Here is a 19,634-nt window from a genome sequence, read left to right on the forward strand (position 1 = left end):
CTGCATCGCCGGACGCGCCGGGACACAAGGCATCGGTAAGCTCGTTCTGATCGTCGATGATCTCTGCGATTTCCGGAGGCAGGGCGCGGGCGGCCGGGCTGGAATCGGCAGGCGCTGAACTGCTGCCTCCGCCGCCACAGGCCGTCAGCAGAGCCGCCAGGGCGCTGCTGCCTACCAGAAGTTTGAGTTGATTAGCCAAGATGAACCCCTCCATCGTACTTTGTCGTCGTTATGGCCTCCAAAGGGAGACTGGCATCAGCGACTATGGAAGGGATGTGCAATCTGCTGTAGAGCAAGGAAGTTGGTGGACTGTAAGCAAGCGTAGCCAGCGTTACGAAAGCGTGTCTGAACCCTGGTCAGGGCTACCTTTGATAACAATTTTACAGTTTCTACGGCGAACCCTGCCCGCCAATTACCGTCGCACGGGCACGCACATGGCTGTCACGATCCCGGTCGTTGAGATGGCCATGGACGAAGGCGCCGATTTCCTGCAGGGCCTGCCCCGCTTCGGGGAGCCACGCCGCCAGGGCGTGGAAGACATGGGGCATGCGCTCCCACACCTGTAGCTGGCAATCGACGCCTGCGTCTTCAGCCTGCCTGGCGATACGCACCGCATCGCTGTAGAGCAGCTCGGTGCTGCCCACCTGTACCAGCAATGGTGGTAGGCCGGTGAAATCTGCGAATACCGGCGACAGCATGGGAGACGCCGCATCGTACCCACGGGAGTAGGACGCGGAGACAAAGTTCAGGGCACCAAGAGGAATCAACGGTTCCTTGTCCGCATTGTCGCGGATGCTGTCACCGGAACAGGTAAGATCTCCCCACGGGCTTATCAGCACCGCCGATGAAGGCAACGGCAGTTTCAGCTCCCGCAACCGCAACAAGGTAACCAGTGCCAGATTGCCACCGGCAGAGTCACCGGCGAAGACAATATGCTCACTGCTGTAACCCGTCTCCAGCAGCGCTTTGTAAGCGCGTACCGCATCCTCCAGCGGTGCCGGGTACGCCCAGTCAGGCGGTTGCCGATAATCCAGCGCCAGGACCTTGGCGCGACAGTAATGACTGAGCCGCCAGGTGACGGCCCGATGGGAACGGGGAGAGCCGAAAAAATAGGCGCCACCGTGGAAGTACAACACCACCCGGTTGCTGCGCACCCGCCGACCGGTGATCAACCATTCCCCGGGCACGCCGCCCACTTGCGCCCGGGCAATATGCACGTCGGACGGTACCGGCAACGCCAAGGTCACCGCATCGAAACCCAGCTGGGAAAACTTCATGAAACGGCGGGAAAATTTCAGCCGGCTGATCACCGGTTTGACCATGCCCTTGGCCACCGCATTGACGGCCCTGCCCTGCCAGCTTAACGCTGGATGATGTGTCTTGTTATTCGTCATGGATGCGCCGCATCGAAACCGTTGCTTCGAGACTAAGCGCTGATCGGGATACGGGCAAGGTGACAGGAAGACGGAGAATGTAGAAACGTGCGAAACAGATCAGCACCGCCTTCAATTTCATTTTTTCAGGAACAGAGCGTTGCGAAGTAATGCACGCAGTTCCGTGCGCCCCGTCAATAATTGTTTGAAGGAGGATCAAACGCTGCAGGTTTCCAGCAGCCCACGCAGTTCCGGAATGCAGGAGCCGCAGTTGGTGCCTGCCTGGCAGCACTTGCCGATGGCTTCCACGTTGTCCGCGCCCTCTTCCACCGCGCTTTCAATAGTTTTCTGACGTACCTGGAAGCAGCTGCAGATCACTGGCCCCAGGTCCGGGCCGGCATCCACAGGCTGGCCGGCCAGCAACGCCAGGTGCTGGGTTTCAGCCTCGTCGGCGAAACAGTTTGCCAACCACTCCACATCGCATAGCGGCAATTCTTCGCCAATGGCCAGCCAGGCCAGCAGCCGGCCCTCGCTGTCCAGGGCGGCGCGGCGGAAGTGTCCGGTGGCGGGGTCGTTGAGTGCCAGCCACTGAGCAGCGTCGGGAAGCCAGTCGTGCAGCTGTTGTTCGGTTAGGTCCGCATCGCCAGCCAGCCGATAGCGCTGTACCTGGCCCGCCTGCAAGAATGCATCGACGGGAACTCGGGCCCAGTACTCCACGGCGGGCGGGGGCGCCGCCGTGAACAACCAGCCATGCCAGCGGGGTTGCCAGTCGCTGACGTTGACCGGCGTGTGTTTGAACGCCGGCTGGCCGGAATGCGGATCCAGACGTGCCGGTACCAGGGCATCCACCCGGGCACGGCGAGAAAACTGATCGGTCCAGTGCATGGGCATAAACGCAGTGCCAGGGCGTTGCCCCGCATCACTGGTTACCCGCACCAGGGCGTCACCGACCTTACTGGAAAGGCGCACGAAGCCGCCCTCCTTCAGTCGGTAACGTTCAATATCCTTGGGATGCAGTGCCGCAAAGGGTTCGCTCAGATGGGCAAACAAACGCCCGGCGCGGCCGGTGCGAGTCATGGTGTGCCACTGATCGCGAATACGGCCGCTGTTGAGAATGACCGGAAAGGCATCACCAATCTGATGCACCTTGGGGTTCTCGCAGACAACGAAACGGCCACGGCCAGTCGGCGTGGCGAAGTGTCCGTCGCCAAAGCAGCGAGGCTCCCCTTGCAGTGGCCACTGTTGCGGCTGCCACTGTTCATACTGGTCGGCGCTCAGGTCCGCAGCAGCGGTCATATCCAGCCGCTTGCCAAATCTGCCCGCCAATGCGGTGAGCGCCGAGTACTCGGCAAAAATCTCGTGTTCGTGCTGATAGGGGAACGCGGAGGCGTAGCCCATGCGACGGGCCACTTCGGTGACGATCCACCAGTCCCCTTTTGCGTTGCCGGGAGCTTTCACAAAAGGCCGCTGACGGGACACGCACCGTTCGGAGTTGGTGACCATGCCGGATTTTTCCCCCCAGCCCAGCGCCGGGAGGCGGATGTCGGCACAGGCCAGGGTGTCGCCGCTGGCCACGCAGTCGGACACCACCACGGTGTCGCAGGCCATCAGCGCATGGCGTACCCGATCCGCTTCCGGCAGGGAGTCCACCGGGTTGGTGGCCATGATCCACACCGCTTTGACCTGGCCGCTTTCCACCGCATTGAACAGGTCCACTGCGGTGAGGCCGTTTTCGGTGGCCAGGGTGTCGGTCTGCCAGAAATCGGCAACGGCTGCGTGGTGTTCCGGGTTTTCGATATCCAGATGCACGGCCAGTTGATTGGCCAGGCCACCCACCTCGCGACCGCCCATGGCATTGGGCTGGCCGGTGATGGAAAACGGGCTGGCACCGGGCTTGCCCACCCGGCCGGTGGCCAGATGCGCGTTGATGATGGCATTGCCCTGATCAGAACCGTTACGGGCCTGGTTAACACCCTGGGAAAACACTGTGACTGTACGCTCGCAAGCAGCAAACCAGTGGTAGAAGGTGGTCAGGTCTACCTTGCTGACACCCATCTGCTCGGCCAGCTTTGCCCAGTCATTTCCCTGGTTACGTGCCGTGTTCAGCGTGGCGTCGAAACCGTCGGTATGGGCATCGATATAGTCACGGTCCAGTGCGTTGTGATCATCCAACCAGGTGAGCAGGCCGTTGAACAAGGGCACGTCCTGCCCCGGACGAATGGGCAGATGCAGATCGGCCAGATCACAGGTGGCAGTGCGGCGGGGATCAATGACCACCACTTTCATGTCCGGACGCGCCTGTTTGGCGGCGGCAATGCGCTGATAGACGATGGGGTGCGCCCAGGCCGTATTGGAACCGGTGAGAATCACCAGGTCCGCCAGCTCCAGGTCTTCGTAACAACCGGGTACCACGTCTTCGCCAAACGCCCGCTTGTGGGCCACCACTGCACTGCTCATGCACAGGCGGGAATTGGTATCGATGTTGGCGCTGCCGATAAACCCTTTCATGAGTTTGTTGGCCACGTAATAGTCTTCGGTAAGCAACTGGCCGGACACGTAGAATGCCACCGCATCCGGGCCATGCTCATCGACGATACGACGAAAACGGTCGGCCACTTCACTCAGGGCATGATCCCAGGACACCACTTCCCCGTTCACTTCCGGCTGCAACAGGCGATCCTGATCACCCAGGGTTTCCAGTACCGAGGAACCCTTCACGCACAGACGCCCGGCATTGGCCGGGTGCTGCTTGTCGCCTTGCAGTGCGATGCCATCGGTTTTGATACCGCAGCCCACGCCGCAGTAAGGACAGGTGGTGCAAATACTCATGCGGCAATTTCCTCCTGCTTGTCGCCGCCATCGCCGGGCAGGTTGCAGAAGGCCTCACCCAGTAACAGGGTGGCGCGCACCGCACTGATATCGGCCTGGTTCCGCCACAGGGTTTCGTAGAAAGGGGCTTCGGCCACATCGCCATATAGCACCATACCGATGATGCGATTGTCGCGAATTTGCAGGCGACGATAACCACCGGGCAACGCCAGCTGCAGGGTTTCACCATCGCCGGAAAAATCCCCAAAAGACACCAGATCAATACCGGAAATTTTCAGCCGCGTGGCGGTGTCCGCATACAGATAACGACGATGACCCAGCTCGGCCAGGTGGCTGGCACACACAGATGCCTGCTCATACAAGGGCGCCACCAACCCGAAGGTGCGCTGGCGATGCTCCACGCATTCGCCGATGGCATAGATGGCAGGGTCGAAGGTTTGCAGGGTATCGTCCACGCGAATGCCCTTATTGACGGTGAGGCCGGCCTGGGCGGCCAGCTCAGCGCGGGGCACGATGCCCACCGCCTGCACCACATAATCCGCGGGCAAGCGCTGTCCATCGGCAAGGTGAACGGCCGCAACCGCGCCCTGCCCGTTGTCTTCGATGGATTGGGTGCGCGCCTGCATGGCAAATTTCAGACCCCGAGCCTCCAGATCCTGTTGCAGGCGATGGCCCGCCGCTTCATCCAGTTGCTGGTTAAGCAGGTGACCGCGGCTGTGCACCAGCGTCACATCGTGGCCTTGTTTCACCAGCGCATCGGCCGCCTCCAGGCCTAAAAAGCCGCCGCCCACGACCACCACTCGGGCGGTCGGAAGCGACAACAGAGTCCTGACGTCATGTAGATCACGAAAGCTCATGACGCCCTGCAATGCCACACCGTCCACTGGTAACTGACGTGGGGCTGCGCCGGTAGCCAGCAACAGGCGGTCATAATCGAGCACATGGCCCGCCGCAGTGATTACCTGACGACGATGGCGATGAATCGCCACCACCGGGGAACCAGTGATCAGACGAATATCCCGCTCGCGATACCACTGGTGGGGATAGGTGGTAATGGTCTTTTCATCAGTGCCGCCACAAAGCAGTGGCGACAGCATGACCCGGTTGTAACCGGCAAAGGGCTCCTCCCCCACCACCGTGATCTGATACAGATCCGGTGCCAGGCGAGTGAGCTCTTCCAGCAGGCGGCATGCCGCCATGCCGTTACCAATTACCACCAGTCGCTTCATTACTGCATCGCCTTTGCGGTATTCAGGCCGGGATGGCCAGTTTGATCACGTCGCCTTCTACCTGTACCGGATACACCGTCAGGGAGACCTCTTCGTCTTCCAGACACTGGCCGGTTTCCAGATCGAAGTGCTGCTTGTAGATCGGTGATGCCACCACGCGCTTGTCGCCCAGCGACCCGAGGATGCCACGGCTCAGCACATTGGCCTGGCTGAACGGGTCGCGGTTATCCAGGGCATAAAGACTGCCATCGCGGGTGCGGAACAGGGCCGCCTGGCGACCGGGCAGGCGTACGCCCACCCCGGTGCCCGGCAGTACATCATCAAGCTTGCATACGGCTTTCCATTGCACGGCTACGGAACTGTTCATGCTCATGCCTCCTCGACCAGTTCGATACGTTCATGCTCAAAGGCCGGACGACGCTGGCCACGCTCGCGCACGTATTTCAGGTTGTCGTCGGCGCTGTCATCGTTGACGAAATGCTTGAAACGTTTCACTGCTTCGTCGTCTTCGATGGTGGTCTTCCACTCACACTGATAGGTGTCGATCACGTGTGCCATTTCCGCTTCCAGCTCGGCACCGATGCCCAGGGAATCCTCCAGAATCACCTGCTTCAGGTAATCCAGACCACCTTCCAGGTTTTCCAGCCATACACTGGTGCGCTGCAGTCGATCGGCAGTCTTGATGTAGAACATCAGGAAGCGGTCAATGGTTTTGATCAGCTCTTCGTCGGTGAGATCCGAGGCAAACAGATCCGCATGGCGCGGACGCATGCCACCATTACCGCAGACGTAAAGGTTCCAGCCTTTCTCGGTGGCGATCACACCCACGTCCTTGCTCTGTGCCTCGGCACATTCACGGGTACAGCCACTGACGGCCATCTTTATCTTGTGCGGGCTACGCAGGCCCTTGTAACGCTCTTCCACCTGAATGGCAGTGCCCACGGAATCCTTCACCCCGTAGCGACACCAGGTAGAGCCCACGCAGGATTTCACGGTACGCAGGGACTTGCCGTAGGCGTGACCGGTTTCAAAGCCGGCATCCACCAGAGTGCGCCAGATATCCGGCAGCTGCTCCACGCGGGCACCGAACAGATCCACCCGCTGACCGCCGGTGATCTTGGTATAGAGATCGTATTTCTTGGCTACTTCGCCGAGTACGATCAGCTTGTCCGGGGTGATTTCACCACCGGCCACTCGGGGCACCACGGAATAGGTACCGTCACGCTGCAGGTTGCCGAGGAAATAATCGTTGGTGTCCTGCAGGCCCGCGTGGGGCTTGTTCAACACATAATCGTTCCAGCAGGACGCAAACACAGAGGCCGCGGTGGGCTTACAGATATCGCAGCCTTCACCGCTACCGTGTTTTTCCAGCAACTCGTCAAAGGTGGTGATCTGCCCTACCCGTACCAGGTGATAAATTTCCTGGCGGGAATACGGGAAGTGTTCGCAGAGGTGGTTGTTCACTTCCACGCCACGTTTTTCCAGTTCGCTGTCCAGCACCTGTTTCACCAGCGCCGAGCAACCACCGCAGGTAGCAGAAGCCTTGGTGCAGGATTTCAGGTCGCCCACGGTCATGGCGCCACCATCAATGGCGGCACACAGATCCCCCTTGGAGACGTTGTTACAGGAACAGATCTGCGCGGTATCCGGCAGGGCATCGGCACCCAGCAGGGGCGCGCCATCGGAAACCGGCGCCACAAGTGCTGCCGGATCACCGGGCAGATCCATTTCGTTCAGGCACAGTTGCAGCAGGTTGCCGTAGTCGTTGGCGTCCCCCACGAGAACCGCACCAAGCAATTTCTTGCCGCATTCACTGATCACCGCCTTCTTGTAGATGCCGGCGGTTTGATCCATGAACACGGTGCTGCGTGAACCCGGGGTGTTGCCATGAGCATCGCCGATGGAAGCCACGTCCACGCCCATCAGTTTCAGCTTGGTGCTCATGTCGGCACCGGTGAACTGCTGCTCGCACTTGCCCATCAGGTGTTCGGCGGCGATCTCTGCCATCTGGTAGCCGGGCGCCACCAGACCGAAGATGCGACCTTCCCACAGCGCCACTTCGCCGATGGCATAAATGCTGTCATCGGAGGTGACACAGTGATTATTCACGACAATGCCACCACGCTCGCCGATTTCCAGCTCACAAGCGCGAGCCAGTTCATCCTGAGGACGAATGCCGGCGGAGAACACGATGACGTCGGTTTCCAGGTACTGGTCTTCACCGAAGTTCATGCGGTGCTTGCAGCTTTCGCCGTCGACAATATCTTTGGTGCCGGTGCTGGTATGCACGGTGACACCCAGCTCCTGGATCTTGTCCTTGAGCAGGCCACCACCGAAGTCGTCCACCTGCACGGCCATCAGACGCGGCGCGAACTCCACCACATGGGTTTGCAGGCCCAGATCATGCAGGGCCTTTGCCGCTTCCAGACCCAGCAGGCCGCCACCCACCACGGTACCAACCTTGCCGTCTTTGCTGGCAGCAATAATGGCATCCAGATCATCGATGGTTCGGTAGACGAAACAGTTGTCCCGGTCGTTGCCCGGAATCGGCGGCACAAACGGATAGGAACCGGTGGCCAGCACCAGTTTGTCGTAACCCAGGGTCTCACCGGTATTGGTGGTCACGGTGCGTGCCACACGATCAATGACATCAGCCTTGGTATTCAGTTTCAGCGTGATGTCGTGCTCGGCGAAGAAACCCTCAGGCACCAGCGACAGGTCGTCGGCGGTCTTGCCGGTAAAATAACTGGTAAGCCCCACTCGGTCATAGGCCGGCAGCGGCTCGGCACACAGTACGGTAATGTCGAAGTGCTCGCGGCCACCCTGGGCCACCAGAGACTCCAGATAACGTTGGCCCACCATGCCGTGACCAATAAGTAGAAGTTGTTGCTTTGCCATAAGGCTCACCCTCGCGGTGCATGACTGACACCCATCACTGAGCAAGCCCTGTGCCAACTTGCTAACTCATTATTTTTAATGGATTTATTTTGTTTTCCGGGAAATAACCACAGAAACCCTGCTTTCTTTTAATGCGTTCGTGCACGAGAAAAATGCATTTTTTCGTGCACCGAGATGACCCATAAACGCTCCCGATTTGCGCACAGTTATTGCTCGCCCTCCGTTTAATTCACTTTTACTTCATTGAAAACAGTCACTTAGCAAGGTGGCACAGGAGTTGCTCTGATCAGGCTGTCGTTAACCGCCCATGCATGGAGAAGTCATGAGCGATCAAAAGCTGAATCTGTTGAACCTGTCCGCGCCACGTATCCGCCTGTTGCACCTGAGTTGGCTGGCGTTCTTTATTACCTTTGTTGTGTGGTTTTCCCATGCGCCATTAATGGGGCATTTACGGGACGCCTTCGACCTTACCCCCGAACAGATAAAGGCGTTGCTGATTCTCAACGTGGCGCTGACCATCCCTGCCCGGGTGGTGATCGGTTCCCTGGTGGATCGCTTCGGCCCGCGACTGGTGTTTGGCTCGCTGCTGATGTTGGCCGCACTCCCCTGCTGGGCGTTTGCGCTTTCCACTACCTATGAACAGCTGGCGGTGACCCGTCTGCTGATGGGCTTTGTGGGTGCCGGCTTCGTGGTGGGTATCCGCCTGATAAGCGAATGGTTCCCGGCCCGGGAAGTGGGCCTCGCCGAAGGTGTCTATGGTGGCTGGGGCAATTTCGGTTCCGCCGCCGCTGCGATCACCCTGCCGTCCCTTGCGCTGCTTTACGGTGGTGATGATGGCTGGCGCTGGGCCATTGCCACCACCGGTGCGGTGGCCTTTGTCTATGGCATCTTCTTCCTGTGGCGGGCACGTAATACCCCCCAGGGCGCATCCTACTTCAAGCCGAAAAAAGCCAGCGCTCTGGAAGTCAGCAGCAAGAAAGACCTGTTCTTCTACCTGGCCATGAGCCTGCCGCTTTACATCGCACTGCTGGTGATCGTCTGGCGCCTGGGGCCCACCAACCTGAATCTGTTCGGCCAGACTACACAGATATTGCTGGCAGCCCTGATCATCAGCCTGGCCGCGGTACAGCTTGGCCAGGCCTGGCGAGTCAATCGTGACCATCTGAAGGAAGGCGTGCCCGAACACGACCGCTACAGTTTCAAGCAGGTGGCGATTCTGGATCTGGCCTATATGGTGACCTTTGGTTCCGAGCTGGCGGTGGTATCCATGTTGCCGCTGTTCTTTACCGATACCTTCAGCCTGAGCGCAGTCACTGCCGGTCTGCTGGCCTCCGGCTATGCCTTTATGAACCTGGTTGCCCGCCCCGGCGGTGGCTGGGTATCCGACAAGTTCGGGCGCAAGAAATCCCTGGCGATCCTGCTCTGCGGGCTGATGGTGGGTTACGGCCTGATGAGCCAGATCGGCAGCAGCTGGCCCATTGCCCTGGCGGTGATTGCCACCATGTGTTGTTCCTTCTTCGTACAGGCAGGTGAAGGTGCCGTGTTTGCCACCGTGCCGCTGATCAAGCGCCGCCTCACCGGGCAGATTGCCGGCATGGTTGGCGCCTACGGTAATGCGGGTGCAGTGATCTTCCTGACCATTCTGACTTTTGTGGAGCCATCCACCTTCTTCCTGGTGATTGCCGCCAGTGCTGCCGTGGCTCTGGCCGCCGTGCAGTTTCTGGATGAGCCGAAAGGCCACATTGCGGAAATCGACGAAAAAGGCGACGTTCAGCTCATTGAGGTGGGCTGAGTGTTATCGGCAGGTCATACACAGGAGTTTTGATCATGGATGTTGCCAACGTCACGGCCGAGGCACCGGCCATTGCACCCGAGCCGGACCTGCACCCGCAGGTCCGCATCGGCCAGTACAGTGATGCCGGGCCCAAACTGCACAACCAGGATGCCCTGGCCATGCAGATTCCCGAAGGCCCATTGCTGCGTACCAAGGGCATTGTCGCTGCCCTGGCCGATGGCTTGTCCAGCGCCGGTGCGGCAAGGGAAGCAGCGGAATCCTGTGTACTCGGCTTTATCAATGACTACTATGCAACGCCATCATTGTGGAGCGTCCCTCGCTCCGCGCAGCGGGTACTGGAAGCCCTGAACCGCTGGCTGTGCCGGCAGACACTGGCCGGGGAAAGCCACCTGTGCACCCTGTCCCTGCTGATCCTGCGCTCGCGTACCGCCCACCTGTTCCAGGTGGGCGATTCGCGTATCTGGCGACTGCGTAATGAACGTCTGGAATGCCTCACCCGGGACCACAGCCGCATGATCGGTGACAACCGCCAGGTTCTCACCCGGGTCATGGGTGGCGATACCCGTCTGGACGTGGATTACAGCAGCAGCGACTTACAGGTGGGCGATGTGTTCCTGCTTACCAGTGATGGTGTGCATGGTTTCTTGTCCCGTTCGCGCATGCAGGGCATCGTGCGTGCCAGTGGCCAGCCGGAAGTGGCTGCCCGCAGCCTGGTGGAAGCGGCCCTGGCCAGTGGTAGCGATGACAACCTGAGCTGCCAGGTGCTGCAGGTGGATGGTCTGCCTGACGCCAGCGCCGACGAAGCCCTGCGCCAGCGCGGCAGCCTGCCATTGCCGCCACCACTGAGCCCCGGCATCCGGGTTGACGGCTTCACCGTGAAACGGGAACTGTATGCCAGCGTGCGCAGCCACCTGTATCTGGTGGAAGATGAAAGTGGCAAGCAATCGGTAATCAAGACACCGTCGGTGAATCTGGAAGACGACCGGGATTCGCTGGAGAGGTTTGTCATGGAAGGCTGGGTGGGCCAGCGCCTGCGCAATGCACATCTACTACGCACCCTGCCCTTGCCGGACAACCCCAGCTGCCTGTACCAGCACCTGGAGTTCATCGACGGCGTGACGCTGCAACAGTGGCTGAAAGAACATCCGGATGTGGCGGTGGAAGAAAAACTGTATCTGGCGGATCAGTTACTCAACGGTATCCGTGCCCTGCACCGAGCCGATGTGATTCACGGCGATCTGAAGCCGGATAACATCATGGTGGATACCGACGGTCTGGTCCGCATCGTGGATTTCGGCAGTTGCCATTGTCGTGGCATGGAGCAACACAATGCGGGTATACCCCTGGGTACCCGGGATTACACCGCCCCGGAACTGGTGGATGGCGCCGCGCCCAGCGAACAGAGCGACCTGTTTTCTGCGGCGGTGATCATCCATGAAATGCTTACCGGCTCCCTGCCCTGGCAGGGCCGCTACGAAAAAGCCGCCCATCGCCCCCTGCCACCCCTGCAGGGCCACAACGCCTTTGTCCCGTTGTGGATCAACAACGTGCTGCAAATCGCCCTGCAACACCAACCCAAACAACGCTTCACCGATGCCGCCGAATTCCGCGACGCCCTACGTCGCCCGTTACGCAGCAGCAAACCGGCGGTCGACAATGACATCCGGCAGTTACGGATCTGGAAAGGGATCAGTATTGTGCTGGTGGTGTTGTTGTTGATTAGCATTACAATGAGGGGTAATTGAGAATGGATAATTGATAACGCGCGATCAGGGTTATTCTGGTTTTCAAGCAAAGAGGCCGCGCCCAACATTGGGCGCGGCCTCTTTGCGTTAAGATGCGAAGGAGTTTCTCGCGAAGTTATCAATTATCCATTCTCAATTATCAATTACCCCAGGCTTCCCAACTCAAAGCGCTGACCATCGCTCTCCACAAACAGCTTCCCCTCTTCCTCAAACGCCCAATCCACCAGCTGATAAAACGCAGAACGGCCGATCAGGGCTTCCAGGTTTTCCCGTACCAGCAGATATGGTGACGGTTCGCCGGTTTGCGGGTCGGTTTCCACGCGCAGGGGATGCTTTTCGCCTGCTACCACATGGCTGCCCACATTGGTGGTGAAGACCAGTTTGCTCGTGCCGCCCTCTTCCAGCCGCTGCACTTCGGTGGCGACGAAGGGGGCATCGTCCACCTGGATGCGCAGCTTTTCCACCGGGGTGATCAGGAAGTAGTCATCGCCTTCGCGCAGCAAAATGGTGGAGAACAACGCCACCATACGTTCACGCTGGATGGGTGAGTTCTGGTAGTACCAGGTGCCATCCCGGGCGATGCGCATGTCGATGTCCGCATGCCGTTCCGGCTTCCACTGGTGTACCGGTGGCAGGCCGCTTTCATCCTTGTCTGCCTTTTCCAGCAGCGCCAGCAGTTCCTCCGCCTGTTTCATCGTGGCCCCCGTTGGCCCTTGTTGCCCATGCGAATGCCGATCTCGATCAGGAAATCCAGAAAGTCATCCTTGTCGTCGATCAGCTTCTGGTAAAATGGTGATTCCATCAGCGCCACTGCACCATGGGCCAGCGCCCAGGCGGAGCAGATATGATAGATTGGGTCCACGTCTTCCAGTGACCCTTCTGCAATGCGCGCCTTGACGATATCGGTGAGGCGGGCAAAGTTGGCCTCACGAATGCGATGCAGCTTGTCCACCAGTTCCGGCAGGGCATGGTCCTTGATCACTTTGTTCTCAAGGCGATCGAACAACTGGTAACGCTTGGGGTCGCTGATCCGGAAACGGAAATATTCCCGCGCCAGCCGTTCCTTGTCATCGCCGCCGGAAATGGTCTGGAATACCTCGGCCAGATCCTCCTCGTAACGGAGCATCAATAGCAGGTAAATCTCGTTCTTGGTCTCGAAATGCTTGTAGATGGTGCCCTTGCCGATACCGACCCGGTCGGCAATCATTTCCACGGTCACACGGTCTTCGCCCTCTTCCAGGAACAGCTCAAGGGCTGCATCCAGAATCTGGCGCTCCCGTTGACGAAATTCCTGCGCCTTGCGCGTGGCTTTTTCCAGGTCACCCATCTATTTCTCCTTGGCGGACGTGAAGCCGGACTCAACAGTCGCAATTCTAACGTATTCCCTTTTTATAAGCATGCCGCAAGGTCCACGCTGCAAATGCTGCTATGGTAAATAACGCGGCCACGGCGCTATATACTTGCCACCACACCCTCCCGCGTTGCAACTTGTAGCTTGAAGCTTGTAGCTGTTAACGGAGGCATCATGGCTCACCCGGAATTTCCCCACCGTGAAGACCTGCTTTATCTCAACCACGCGGCGGTAGCGCCCTGGCCTGCTCGCACCCGTGATGCGGTAGCGGAATTCGCCCGCCAAAATTGTGAGATCGGTGCCCGTGATTACCCCCATTGGCTGAAAGTGGAGCAGCGCCTGCGCGAGCGGCTTTCCTGGCTGATTGGCGGGGTCAGCATCGATGAAATCGCCCTGCTGAAAAACACCTCAGAGGGCTTGTCGGTGATTGCCCAGGGTATTGATTGGCAGGCCGGCGACCAGATTGTGATCAGCGATCAGGAGTTCCCCTCCAACCGCATACCCTGGGAAGCTCTGGCGGATCAGGGCGTGGAAGTGATCGCTGTAAGCCTGGATACGCCGCAGCCGGAGCAGGCGGTGATTGAGGCAATGGGGCCGCGAACAAGACTGGTATCCCTGTCCGCCGTGCAATATGGCACCGGCCTGCTGATGGACATGGCGCCCATCGGCGCCGCCTGCCGGGAACGGGACATCCTGTTCTGTGTGGACGCCATCCAGATCCTCGGTGCCCTGCCCTTTTCGGCCGAACAGGCCCAGGCGGATTTTGTGGTGGCCGACGGCCACAAGTGGATGCTGGGCCCGGAAGGGCTGGCATTGTTCTACTGCAGACAGGCAGTACAGGACAAACTGACCCTGCGTCAGCACGGCTGGCATATGGTGGCCAATGCCGGCAACTACACCACCACCGACTGGCAAGTGGCCAATAATGCCCGTCGTTTCGAATGCGGCAGCCCCAACATGCTCGGCGCCCATGCCCTGGAGGCATCCCTGTCCCTGCTGGAAGAGGAAGGCATGACCCAGGTGGCCGACGCCCTGCAGGAGCGGGTCCAGCGACTGATCGATGGTCTGCAGGAACGGGGTGCCGCCCTGCTCAGCCCCACGGACCGGCAGCACCGGGCCGGCATTGTTACCTTTACCCTTCCCGGGGAAGCGCCGTCAGAGACTTTCCAGCGTTTGCGCCAGGCCGGGGTAGTCTGTGCCGAACGGGGTGGCGGGGTGCGTTTTTCGCCACATTTCTATACCGACTATTCGGTCATCGACCGGACACTGGCCCTGTTGTAAGCTCCAGATCCTCATTTTTTCACAGACGGAGTCCACATGAGTCGACAACTGGCCTTTTACCAATGGATCTGCCGCCGCCTGCAACGCGACGAGCAATTCAGTGGCCAGCCCAGTGCCGACCTGGACAGCCTGCGCACAGTACTCAAGCCCTGTGATGTGCTGCTGGTGGCCGGCCACAGTAGTGTGGACCGCACTTTCAAGGTGATCGGCGACAGCCGCTTTGCCCGGGCCGTGCTTTATATCGGCCGACTTCATGACGTGGCAGACCCTCCCCTGCGTGCCCTGCTGGCCGATTACACCCCCTGCGAACCGGATACCCAACTGGTGATTGATGCCCGGCTGGAACGGGGCCTGATCGTGGAGCCTCTGTCTGCCCTGGAAGGCCGGCAGATCCGTGTCTGCCGCGCCCAGGGACTGAGCGACAATGAAGCCCAGGACGTACTGCGCTACGCCATCAGCCGCATCGGCGCTGGTGGCAGCCAGTCCTGGGGAGCGCTGGCCCTGCTGACCCTGATGCCCTGGCGGTGGTTACCGCTGCGCTGGCGCATCGGCCTGTTCCGTCGCTGGGCCGGGGAGTTGGCTCGGGCACTGACTGGCACCGTGGTTGCAGATGCCTTCAGCTTCGTGCAATTTCCAGTGCTGCCGTTGGTGAAAGAAGACCGTTCCGGCAGCCGCCTGCTGCGGCTGCAACCGCGAGCCATCACCGCTGCGGATTTCGATCACTCGCCCTACTTCGAGATTATCAAGGCGCCGTTCCAGCTGGCGGAAATTCCCAAGGGCATGGATGCGGTGCCCTGGAAAGGCAATCAGGGCGCATTGGCGCCGGAGCGCCAGCGCCATCTGTCACTGGTGGAACCGTCGAGCGGCAACCAGAGCCAACCCCAATAACGCCAGGAACGACAGACTGCCACCCCCACCGCCACCGCTATCAGTGCCTGCCGTAGTGCCACCACCGCTGCTGGCGCTACGAGCTTGCGCGGGACGGGTATACGCTTTGCTGTCGCCGGCAGGAAAGTCACCGTTATCGGTCCACACCTGCACGGTCATGGGGTCATAGCCCTCACCGGAAAGCAACAATTGCTGGGCCACAAACTGCTCCGGCCCCAGATCCCCAAGGCCGCACTGAACACTGCGACTGCCACTGCAGTTGCTCGGTAGTTCAACGGTTTCCCACCCTGCAGGCAGGGTGAAGCCCAGTCGCACCCGCGCTGCTGTCTGATGAGTTGCCGCATTGCGCACCAGGGCACTGACACGGACATGGCCATCACTGCCGCGGTTGGTGGTCAGGCTGAGCACCACATCCGGTTCGTTACTGAATACCAGATTGAACGCTTCGCTGCGCAGACTGAAATAGTCGTAAGAGTCGCTGATCGGGCTGACTCGCACCTGATCCACCCAGCGGGACGAAGCCTTCAGGGTCACAGCATAGGTGGCGCTGGTCTGTCCCAATGCCAGGAACAGACTGTTTCGACAATCGGTGTAGCCTGTGTAGGTCCGGCAGGACAGGCCCGGTACCGACACAGACAGGCCTGGCTGGTGCTCGATACGCAGTCCCACATTGCGGGCATCATTGCGGGTACTGGTGTTGGCAATGCGCGGATACAGGGTCACCGCGCTAGACGTGTTGCGGTACTGATCACCGTTCAGGCCTTCGGTCTGAAGATCCACCAGCCCGCCGGAGGTGGTCTCTTCCAGCCAGGGAAGGTATCGATCCACGCGGCTATAGACCGCAGGCACACCGTCCGTGGCGCAGGTTTGGTGACCGTAGCTGGTGACACCGACCAGCCACTGCTGGTCATCCTTGCGATAAACCAGCGGCCCGCCACTATCGCCACGGCAGGAATCCTGCTTCTGGCCCTGGGGGTTCATTTCGCCGGCACAAATCTGGTTGCCGGTGAGATTACTCCACTGGCTGGCACAGTAGCCTGGCGACACGAAGTCCAGATCCGCTTTTTGCAAGGTTTCGGTGAGCGCAAAACCATCCGGAGACGTTGAGCCCCAGCCCAGTACTTCCAGAACTTCGTCGTGACTCCCTGCCGCCAACTCGGTGACGATGTGGGGCTTGGCCATATCCAGTGGCGTGAAACGGCTGGGTGTCGCCAGTTTTAGCAACGCCAAATCATTCTGAAAGTGGACGGGAGTGTAGGAAGGATGTACCTGTAGTTCGGTAACTGCCAATTGCTCCGGGGCTTGCGTTGTCGTGCGGTTAACACTGCCCAGGGAAACAAACAGCATGTCTGCCTCAACGCTGTCTACACAATGAGCGGCAGTAAGCACCCATTGAGGAGCGATGAGGGTGCCGCCACACAGAGTCGCGGTATTATCGGGATTGCCGGAACGGCTGATTTCCACCTCGGCCATCCACGGCCGCACCTGTGTGACATCCTGTCCCCCGATCACCCGGGGTTGGGCTTCCAACGCCGATACCGTCTGAATCAGACCAGCCCCCAGCAGCAAGGCGAGCATCAAACGATACATAAAATTACCCTCAGTTAGCGTTTCGTTACGCAACGGATACTAACTAAGGATTTTGTCTTATACCTGTGACCTGGTTCTGATATTGGAATGATGGCACCGAGGTACCAGAAGATCACGAAAAATGACCGTCGAGCCCAGTCATTTTGTTGCTATTTTTGTCGCTTTTAACGACATATGGCGTCATTTTGCATTTGTTTTTACTGCATATTTTTATAATGCAAAACAATTTATATCACGGCAAGCTTTTACAACATTCACGCCGCATTGTCCGACTAACCTTTCAGTCGGCACCGCCGTCCTGCACCTCTTCAGGCTCATCCTCGTCATCTGGTTGCGGCAGGTTGCGTCGCGCCTTGGCACCCAGGTCCTTCAACTGATGCGCCTGGCGCAGCAGGTTACCGTTACCGCTGGTAAGGCGTTTGTGAGTCTGCTCCCAGGACGATGTTGCCTTGGCAAGCTTGTCACCCACGTCTTCCAGGGATTCCGTGACCAAAGACACCTGATCACAGATTTTGCCGGCACGGGCAGCGATATCCAGGGCATTACGGTTCTGGTACTCATAGCGCCAGATGTTCTGGATGGTGCGCAACGTCACCAGCAAGGTGGTTGGGCTGACCAGCACGATGTTGCGGGCAAAGGCATCGGTGTAGAGGCTGGAGTCCTGCTCCATGGCTACCATGAAGGCGCCTTCGATGGGAATGAACAGCAGTACGAAGTCCAGGCTGCGGATCCCTTCCAGGCCGCTGTAATCCTTGATGTCCAGGCCCTTGATATGGCTGCGCAGGGACATCAGGTGATCGCGCAGGGCCTGTTCCCGCTCTTCACCGGTGGAGGCCGATGACAACCGCTCATAGGCCACCAGGGATACCTTGGCGTCGATCACTACGTCCTTGTTCTCGGGCAAATGAACAATCGCATCGGGCAGGCGCCGCTGGCCGCTTTCGTCTTTCAGGGTGACCTGGGTTTCATACTCGCGCCCTCGGGTCAGCCCGGACGATTCCAGCACCCGCTCGAGGATCATTTCCCCCCAGTTACCCTGGGTCTTCACCTGCCCTTTCAGAGCATCTGTAAGGTTGCGGGCGTCCTCGTGCATCTGCTGGTTGAGGCTGCGCAGCTGGCCCAGCTGCTCGATCAGGGAGGCCTGGGCCCGGGTTTCGTCACTGTGGATCTGGTCGACGCGGCGGCGGAAGTCCGCCAGTTGCTCACGGAACGGTTTAAGCATGCCGTCCAGCCCTTGCTGCTGCTGTTCCTGCAGCTGCTTGCCTCGTTGCTCGAAAATCCGAGCGGACAGGTTTTCGAATTCCTGCTTTAGCTGTTCGCGGCTCTTCTCGGCAAAGGTCAGTTTTTCTTCCTGGCCGGCCAGCCGCTCTTCCAGCCGCGCCTTGTCCGAGGCCAGCTGCTGCAGTCGGGACTCGCTGTCCTGCAGACGGCGCTGGCTGGTTTCCAGCTGCTCACGCAGCAGCGGCACCTGGGCCAGCGGCTCCGCTAGCGCCTGCTTCTGGGCCACCAGCTCTGCTTCCCGGCCAGCGCTGCGGCGGCGTTCGAACAACAGCACCAGCAGCGCCGCAAAGACCGCACCACCCAAGGCGGCCAACCCCAGCATCAGATTCGGATTCATGGTTGCGCCTTGTTGAAGAGAGTAAAGAAATTGTCGCGGGTAATGCGCGCCAGTTCGTCCACGCCGATGCCCTTGAGCCCCGCCACACACTCTGCCACCTGGGCTACATAGCGGGGCTCATTGGGCTTGCCGCGGAACGGTACCGGCGCCAACCAGGGGGAGTCTGTTTCGATCAGCAGACGCTCCAGCGGCAGGGCCTTGACGGTTTCGCGCAGGGTTTCGGCATTGCGGAACGTGATAATGCCGGAGATGGAAATATAAAACCCCATATCGATGGCCTGCTGTGCCATGTCCAGGTCTTCGGTAAAGCAATGCAGTACGCCGCGTACCTGCCCCTGGCCGTGTTCACGCAGCAGATCCAGGGTATCGTCCTTGGCGCCACGGGTATGGATCACCAGTGGCAGACCGGTCTCCCTCGCTGCCTGAATATGAGCGACGAAATAGCGCTGCTGCCAGTCCCGCTGCTCTTTGGCGTAGAAGTAATCCAGCCCGGTTTCGCCAATCGCCACCACCTTGGGATGCGCCGCCCTTTCCACCAGCTCATTGACCTGGGGTTCGCGAGATTCCTTGTAGAGCGGATGCACGCCAACACTGGCGTAAACATGATCATGTTGTTCGGCCAGCGCCTGTACATCGGGAAAGCTTTCCAGATCCACACCGATGCACAACATATGGCTGACGCCCGCCTCGGCGGTAGCGGCCATCATGGCATCAAAGTCCCCGTTATGGGCATCCAGATTGAGGCGATCCAGGTGGCAGTGGGAATCCACAAAAGCGACGTCAGACATTCAATGCTCCAGCATGACAAACGCGGGCATTGTAGCAGGCATCACGGTGGATGTTTTACCACAGAGGGCACAGAGCTCACTGAGTAAAAGCACTAGGACCGGAAAGATTCTGTCGTGCAATACCACGCCGTCAGCTTCCACCGCCACAGATCATAACGACCAAGAAAATGCTTCTTCCTCAGTGAGCTCTGTGGCCTCTGTGGTAAAAGCCTGTCACATGGTATGGGTAGGACGGTCGGATTCCAGGGA

General features: G+C 59.5%; 15 protein-coding genes. 4 read left to right on the top strand and 11 right to left on the bottom strand.

Annotation, left to right across the window (positions count from 1 at the left end):
* The 6 genes from HUJ17_RS12870 to nirB all read right to left on the bottom strand — a co-directional run.
* A partial coding sequence (locus tag HUJ17_RS12870; protein ID WP_290511067.1) for a hypothetical protein occupies positions 1-199 on the bottom strand: 199 nt, incomplete at its 3' end.
* Between the two features lie 190 nt (positions 200-389).
* Positions 390-1,394, bottom strand: a complete 1,005-nt coding sequence (locus HUJ17_RS12875; protein WP_290511068.1) for an alpha/beta hydrolase — start codon at positions 1,392-1,394, stop codon at positions 390-392.
* Positions 1,395-1,589: 195 nt separating this feature from the next.
* Positions 1,590-4,202, bottom strand: a complete 2,613-nt coding sequence (locus tag HUJ17_RS12880) for a nitrate reductase (RefSeq protein ID WP_290511069.1) — start codon at positions 4,200-4,202, stop codon at positions 1,590-1,592.
* Positions 4,199-5,431, bottom strand: a complete 1,233-nt coding sequence (locus HUJ17_RS12885; RefSeq protein ID WP_290511070.1) for an FAD-dependent oxidoreductase — start codon at positions 5,429-5,431, stop codon at positions 4,199-4,201. Before HUJ17_RS12885 ends, HUJ17_RS12880 begins: the two co-directional genes overlap by 4 nt.
* A 22-nt stretch (positions 5,432-5,453) precedes the next feature.
* Positions 5,454-5,798: a nitrite reductase small subunit NirD gene (gene nirD / locus HUJ17_RS12890; protein WP_290511071.1), complete on the bottom strand. Its 345-nt coding sequence runs from the start codon at positions 5,796-5,798 to the stop codon at positions 5,454-5,456.
* A 2-nt stretch (positions 5,799-5,800) separates the two neighbouring features.
* Positions 5,801-8,329 carry a nitrite reductase large subunit NirB gene (nirB, locus tag HUJ17_RS12895; protein WP_290511072.1) on the bottom strand — a complete coding sequence of 843 codons (2,529 nt, stop codon included), beginning with the start codon at positions 8,327-8,329 and terminating at the stop codon, positions 5,801-5,803.
* Positions 8,330-8,651: 322 nt separating this feature from the next.
* On the opposite strand from nirB, the gene HUJ17_RS12900 reads away from it, so the two are divergent.
* Positions 8,652-10,121 (top strand): NarK family nitrate/nitrite MFS transporter, encoded by a 1,470-nt coding sequence (locus HUJ17_RS12900; RefSeq protein ID WP_290511073.1) that lies wholly within the window; start codon positions 8,652-8,654, stop codon positions 10,119-10,121.
* A gap of 35 nt (positions 10,122-10,156) precedes the next feature.
* Positions 10,157-11,869: a bifunctional protein-serine/threonine kinase/phosphatase gene (locus tag HUJ17_RS12905; protein ID WP_290511074.1), complete on the top strand. Its 1,713-nt coding sequence runs from the start codon at positions 10,157-10,159 to the stop codon at positions 11,867-11,869.
* A gap of 143 nt (positions 11,870-12,012) precedes the next feature.
* Here HUJ17_RS12905 and HUJ17_RS12910 read toward each other — a convergent pair whose 3' ends face one another.
* Both HUJ17_RS12910 and HUJ17_RS12915 read right to left on the bottom strand, forming a co-directional pair.
* Positions 12,013-12,564, bottom strand: a complete 552-nt coding sequence (locus HUJ17_RS12910; protein WP_290511075.1) for a DUF1285 domain-containing protein — start codon at positions 12,562-12,564, stop codon at positions 12,013-12,015.
* Positions 12,561-13,196, bottom strand: coding sequence for a TetR/AcrR family transcriptional regulator (locus HUJ17_RS12915; protein ID WP_290511076.1), 636 nt, complete (start codon positions 13,194-13,196; stop codon positions 12,561-12,563). Before HUJ17_RS12915 ends, HUJ17_RS12910 begins: the two co-directional genes overlap by 4 nt.
* A 198-nt stretch (positions 13,197-13,394) precedes the next feature.
* Here HUJ17_RS12915 and HUJ17_RS12920 point away from each other — a divergent pair, with 198 nt between their 5' ends.
* Positions 13,395-14,501 (top strand): aminotransferase class V-fold PLP-dependent enzyme, encoded by a 1,107-nt coding sequence (locus HUJ17_RS12920; RefSeq protein WP_290511077.1) that lies wholly within the window; start codon positions 13,395-13,397, stop codon positions 14,499-14,501.
* Positions 14,502-14,537: 36 nt separating this feature from the next.
* Positions 14,538-15,389, top strand: a complete 852-nt coding sequence (locus HUJ17_RS12925; RefSeq protein ID WP_290511078.1) for a hypothetical protein — start codon at positions 14,538-14,540, stop codon at positions 15,387-15,389.
* Here HUJ17_RS12925 and HUJ17_RS12930 read toward each other — a convergent pair.
* The 3 genes from HUJ17_RS12930 to HUJ17_RS12940 form a co-directional block, all read right to left on the bottom strand.
* Positions 15,345-16,979, bottom strand: a complete 1,635-nt coding sequence (locus HUJ17_RS12930; protein ID WP_290511079.1) for a serine protease — start codon at positions 16,977-16,979, stop codon at positions 15,345-15,347. The genes HUJ17_RS12925 and HUJ17_RS12930 overlap by 45 nt on opposite strands.
* A 280-nt stretch (positions 16,980-17,259) precedes the next feature.
* Positions 17,260-18,597, bottom strand: a complete 1,338-nt coding sequence (gene rmuC, locus HUJ17_RS12935) for a DNA recombination protein RmuC (RefSeq protein WP_290511080.1) — start codon at positions 18,595-18,597, stop codon at positions 17,260-17,262.
* Positions 18,594-19,385, bottom strand: coding sequence for a TatD family hydrolase (locus tag HUJ17_RS12940; protein WP_290511081.1), 792 nt, complete (start codon positions 19,383-19,385; stop codon positions 18,594-18,596). The genes rmuC and HUJ17_RS12940 overlap by 4 nt, the downstream gene beginning before the upstream one ends.
* Between the last annotated feature and the right edge of the window lie 249 nt (positions 19,386-19,634).

Source organism: Alcanivorax sp., assembly GCF_014762765.1.
Lineage (GTDB): Bacteria > Pseudomonadota > Gammaproteobacteria > Pseudomonadales > Alcanivoracaceae > Alcanivorax.

Excerpts from the sequence above, each read along its gene's own strand:
- HUJ17_RS12885 (WP_290511070.1), bottom strand. The coding sequence starts at position 5,431 with ATGAAGCGACTGGTGGTAATTGGTAACGGCATGGCGGCATGCCGCCTG.
- HUJ17_RS12925 (WP_290511078.1), top strand. The coding sequence starts at position 14,538 with ATGAGTCGACAACTGGCCTTTTACCAATGGATCTGCCGCCGCCTGCAA.
- rmuC (WP_290511080.1), bottom strand. The coding sequence starts at position 18,597 with ATGAATCCGAATCTGATGCTGGGGTTGGCCGCCTTGGGTGGTGCGGTC.
- HUJ17_RS12905 (WP_290511074.1), top strand. The coding sequence starts at position 10,157 with ATGGATGTTGCCAACGTCACGGCCGAGGCACCGGCCATTGCACCCGAG.
- HUJ17_RS12915 (WP_290511076.1), bottom strand. The coding sequence starts at position 13,196 with ATGGGTGACCTGGAAAAAGCCACGCGCAAGGCGCAGGAATTTCGTCAA.
- HUJ17_RS12900 (WP_290511073.1), top strand. The coding sequence starts at position 8,652 with ATGAGCGATCAAAAGCTGAATCTGTTGAACCTGTCCGCGCCACGTATC.
- HUJ17_RS12880 (WP_290511069.1), bottom strand. The coding sequence starts at position 4,202 with ATGAGTATTTGCACCACCTGTCCTTACTGCGGCGTGGGCTGCGGTATC.
- HUJ17_RS12910 (WP_290511075.1), bottom strand. The coding sequence starts at position 12,564 with ATGAAACAGGCGGAGGAACTGCTGGCGCTGCTGGAAAAGGCAGACAAG.
- HUJ17_RS12920 (WP_290511077.1), top strand. The coding sequence starts at position 13,395 with ATGGCTCACCCGGAATTTCCCCACCGTGAAGACCTGCTTTATCTCAAC.
- nirB (WP_290511072.1), bottom strand. The coding sequence starts at position 8,329 with ATGGCAAAGCAACAACTTCTACTTATTGGTCACGGCATGGTGGGCCAA.
- HUJ17_RS12875 (WP_290511068.1), bottom strand. The coding sequence starts at position 1,394 with ATGACGAATAACAAGACACATCATCCAGCGTTAAGCTGGCAGGGCAGG.
- HUJ17_RS12940 (WP_290511081.1), bottom strand. The coding sequence starts at position 19,385 with ATGTCTGACGTCGCTTTTGTGGATTCCCACTGCCACCTGGATCGCCTC.
- HUJ17_RS12930 (WP_290511079.1), bottom strand. The coding sequence starts at position 16,979 with ATGTATCGTTTGATGCTCGCCTTGCTGCTGGGGGCTGGTCTGATTCAG.
- nirD (WP_290511071.1), bottom strand. The coding sequence starts at position 5,798 with ATGAACAGTTCCGTAGCCGTGCAATGGAAAGCCGTATGCAAGCTTGAT.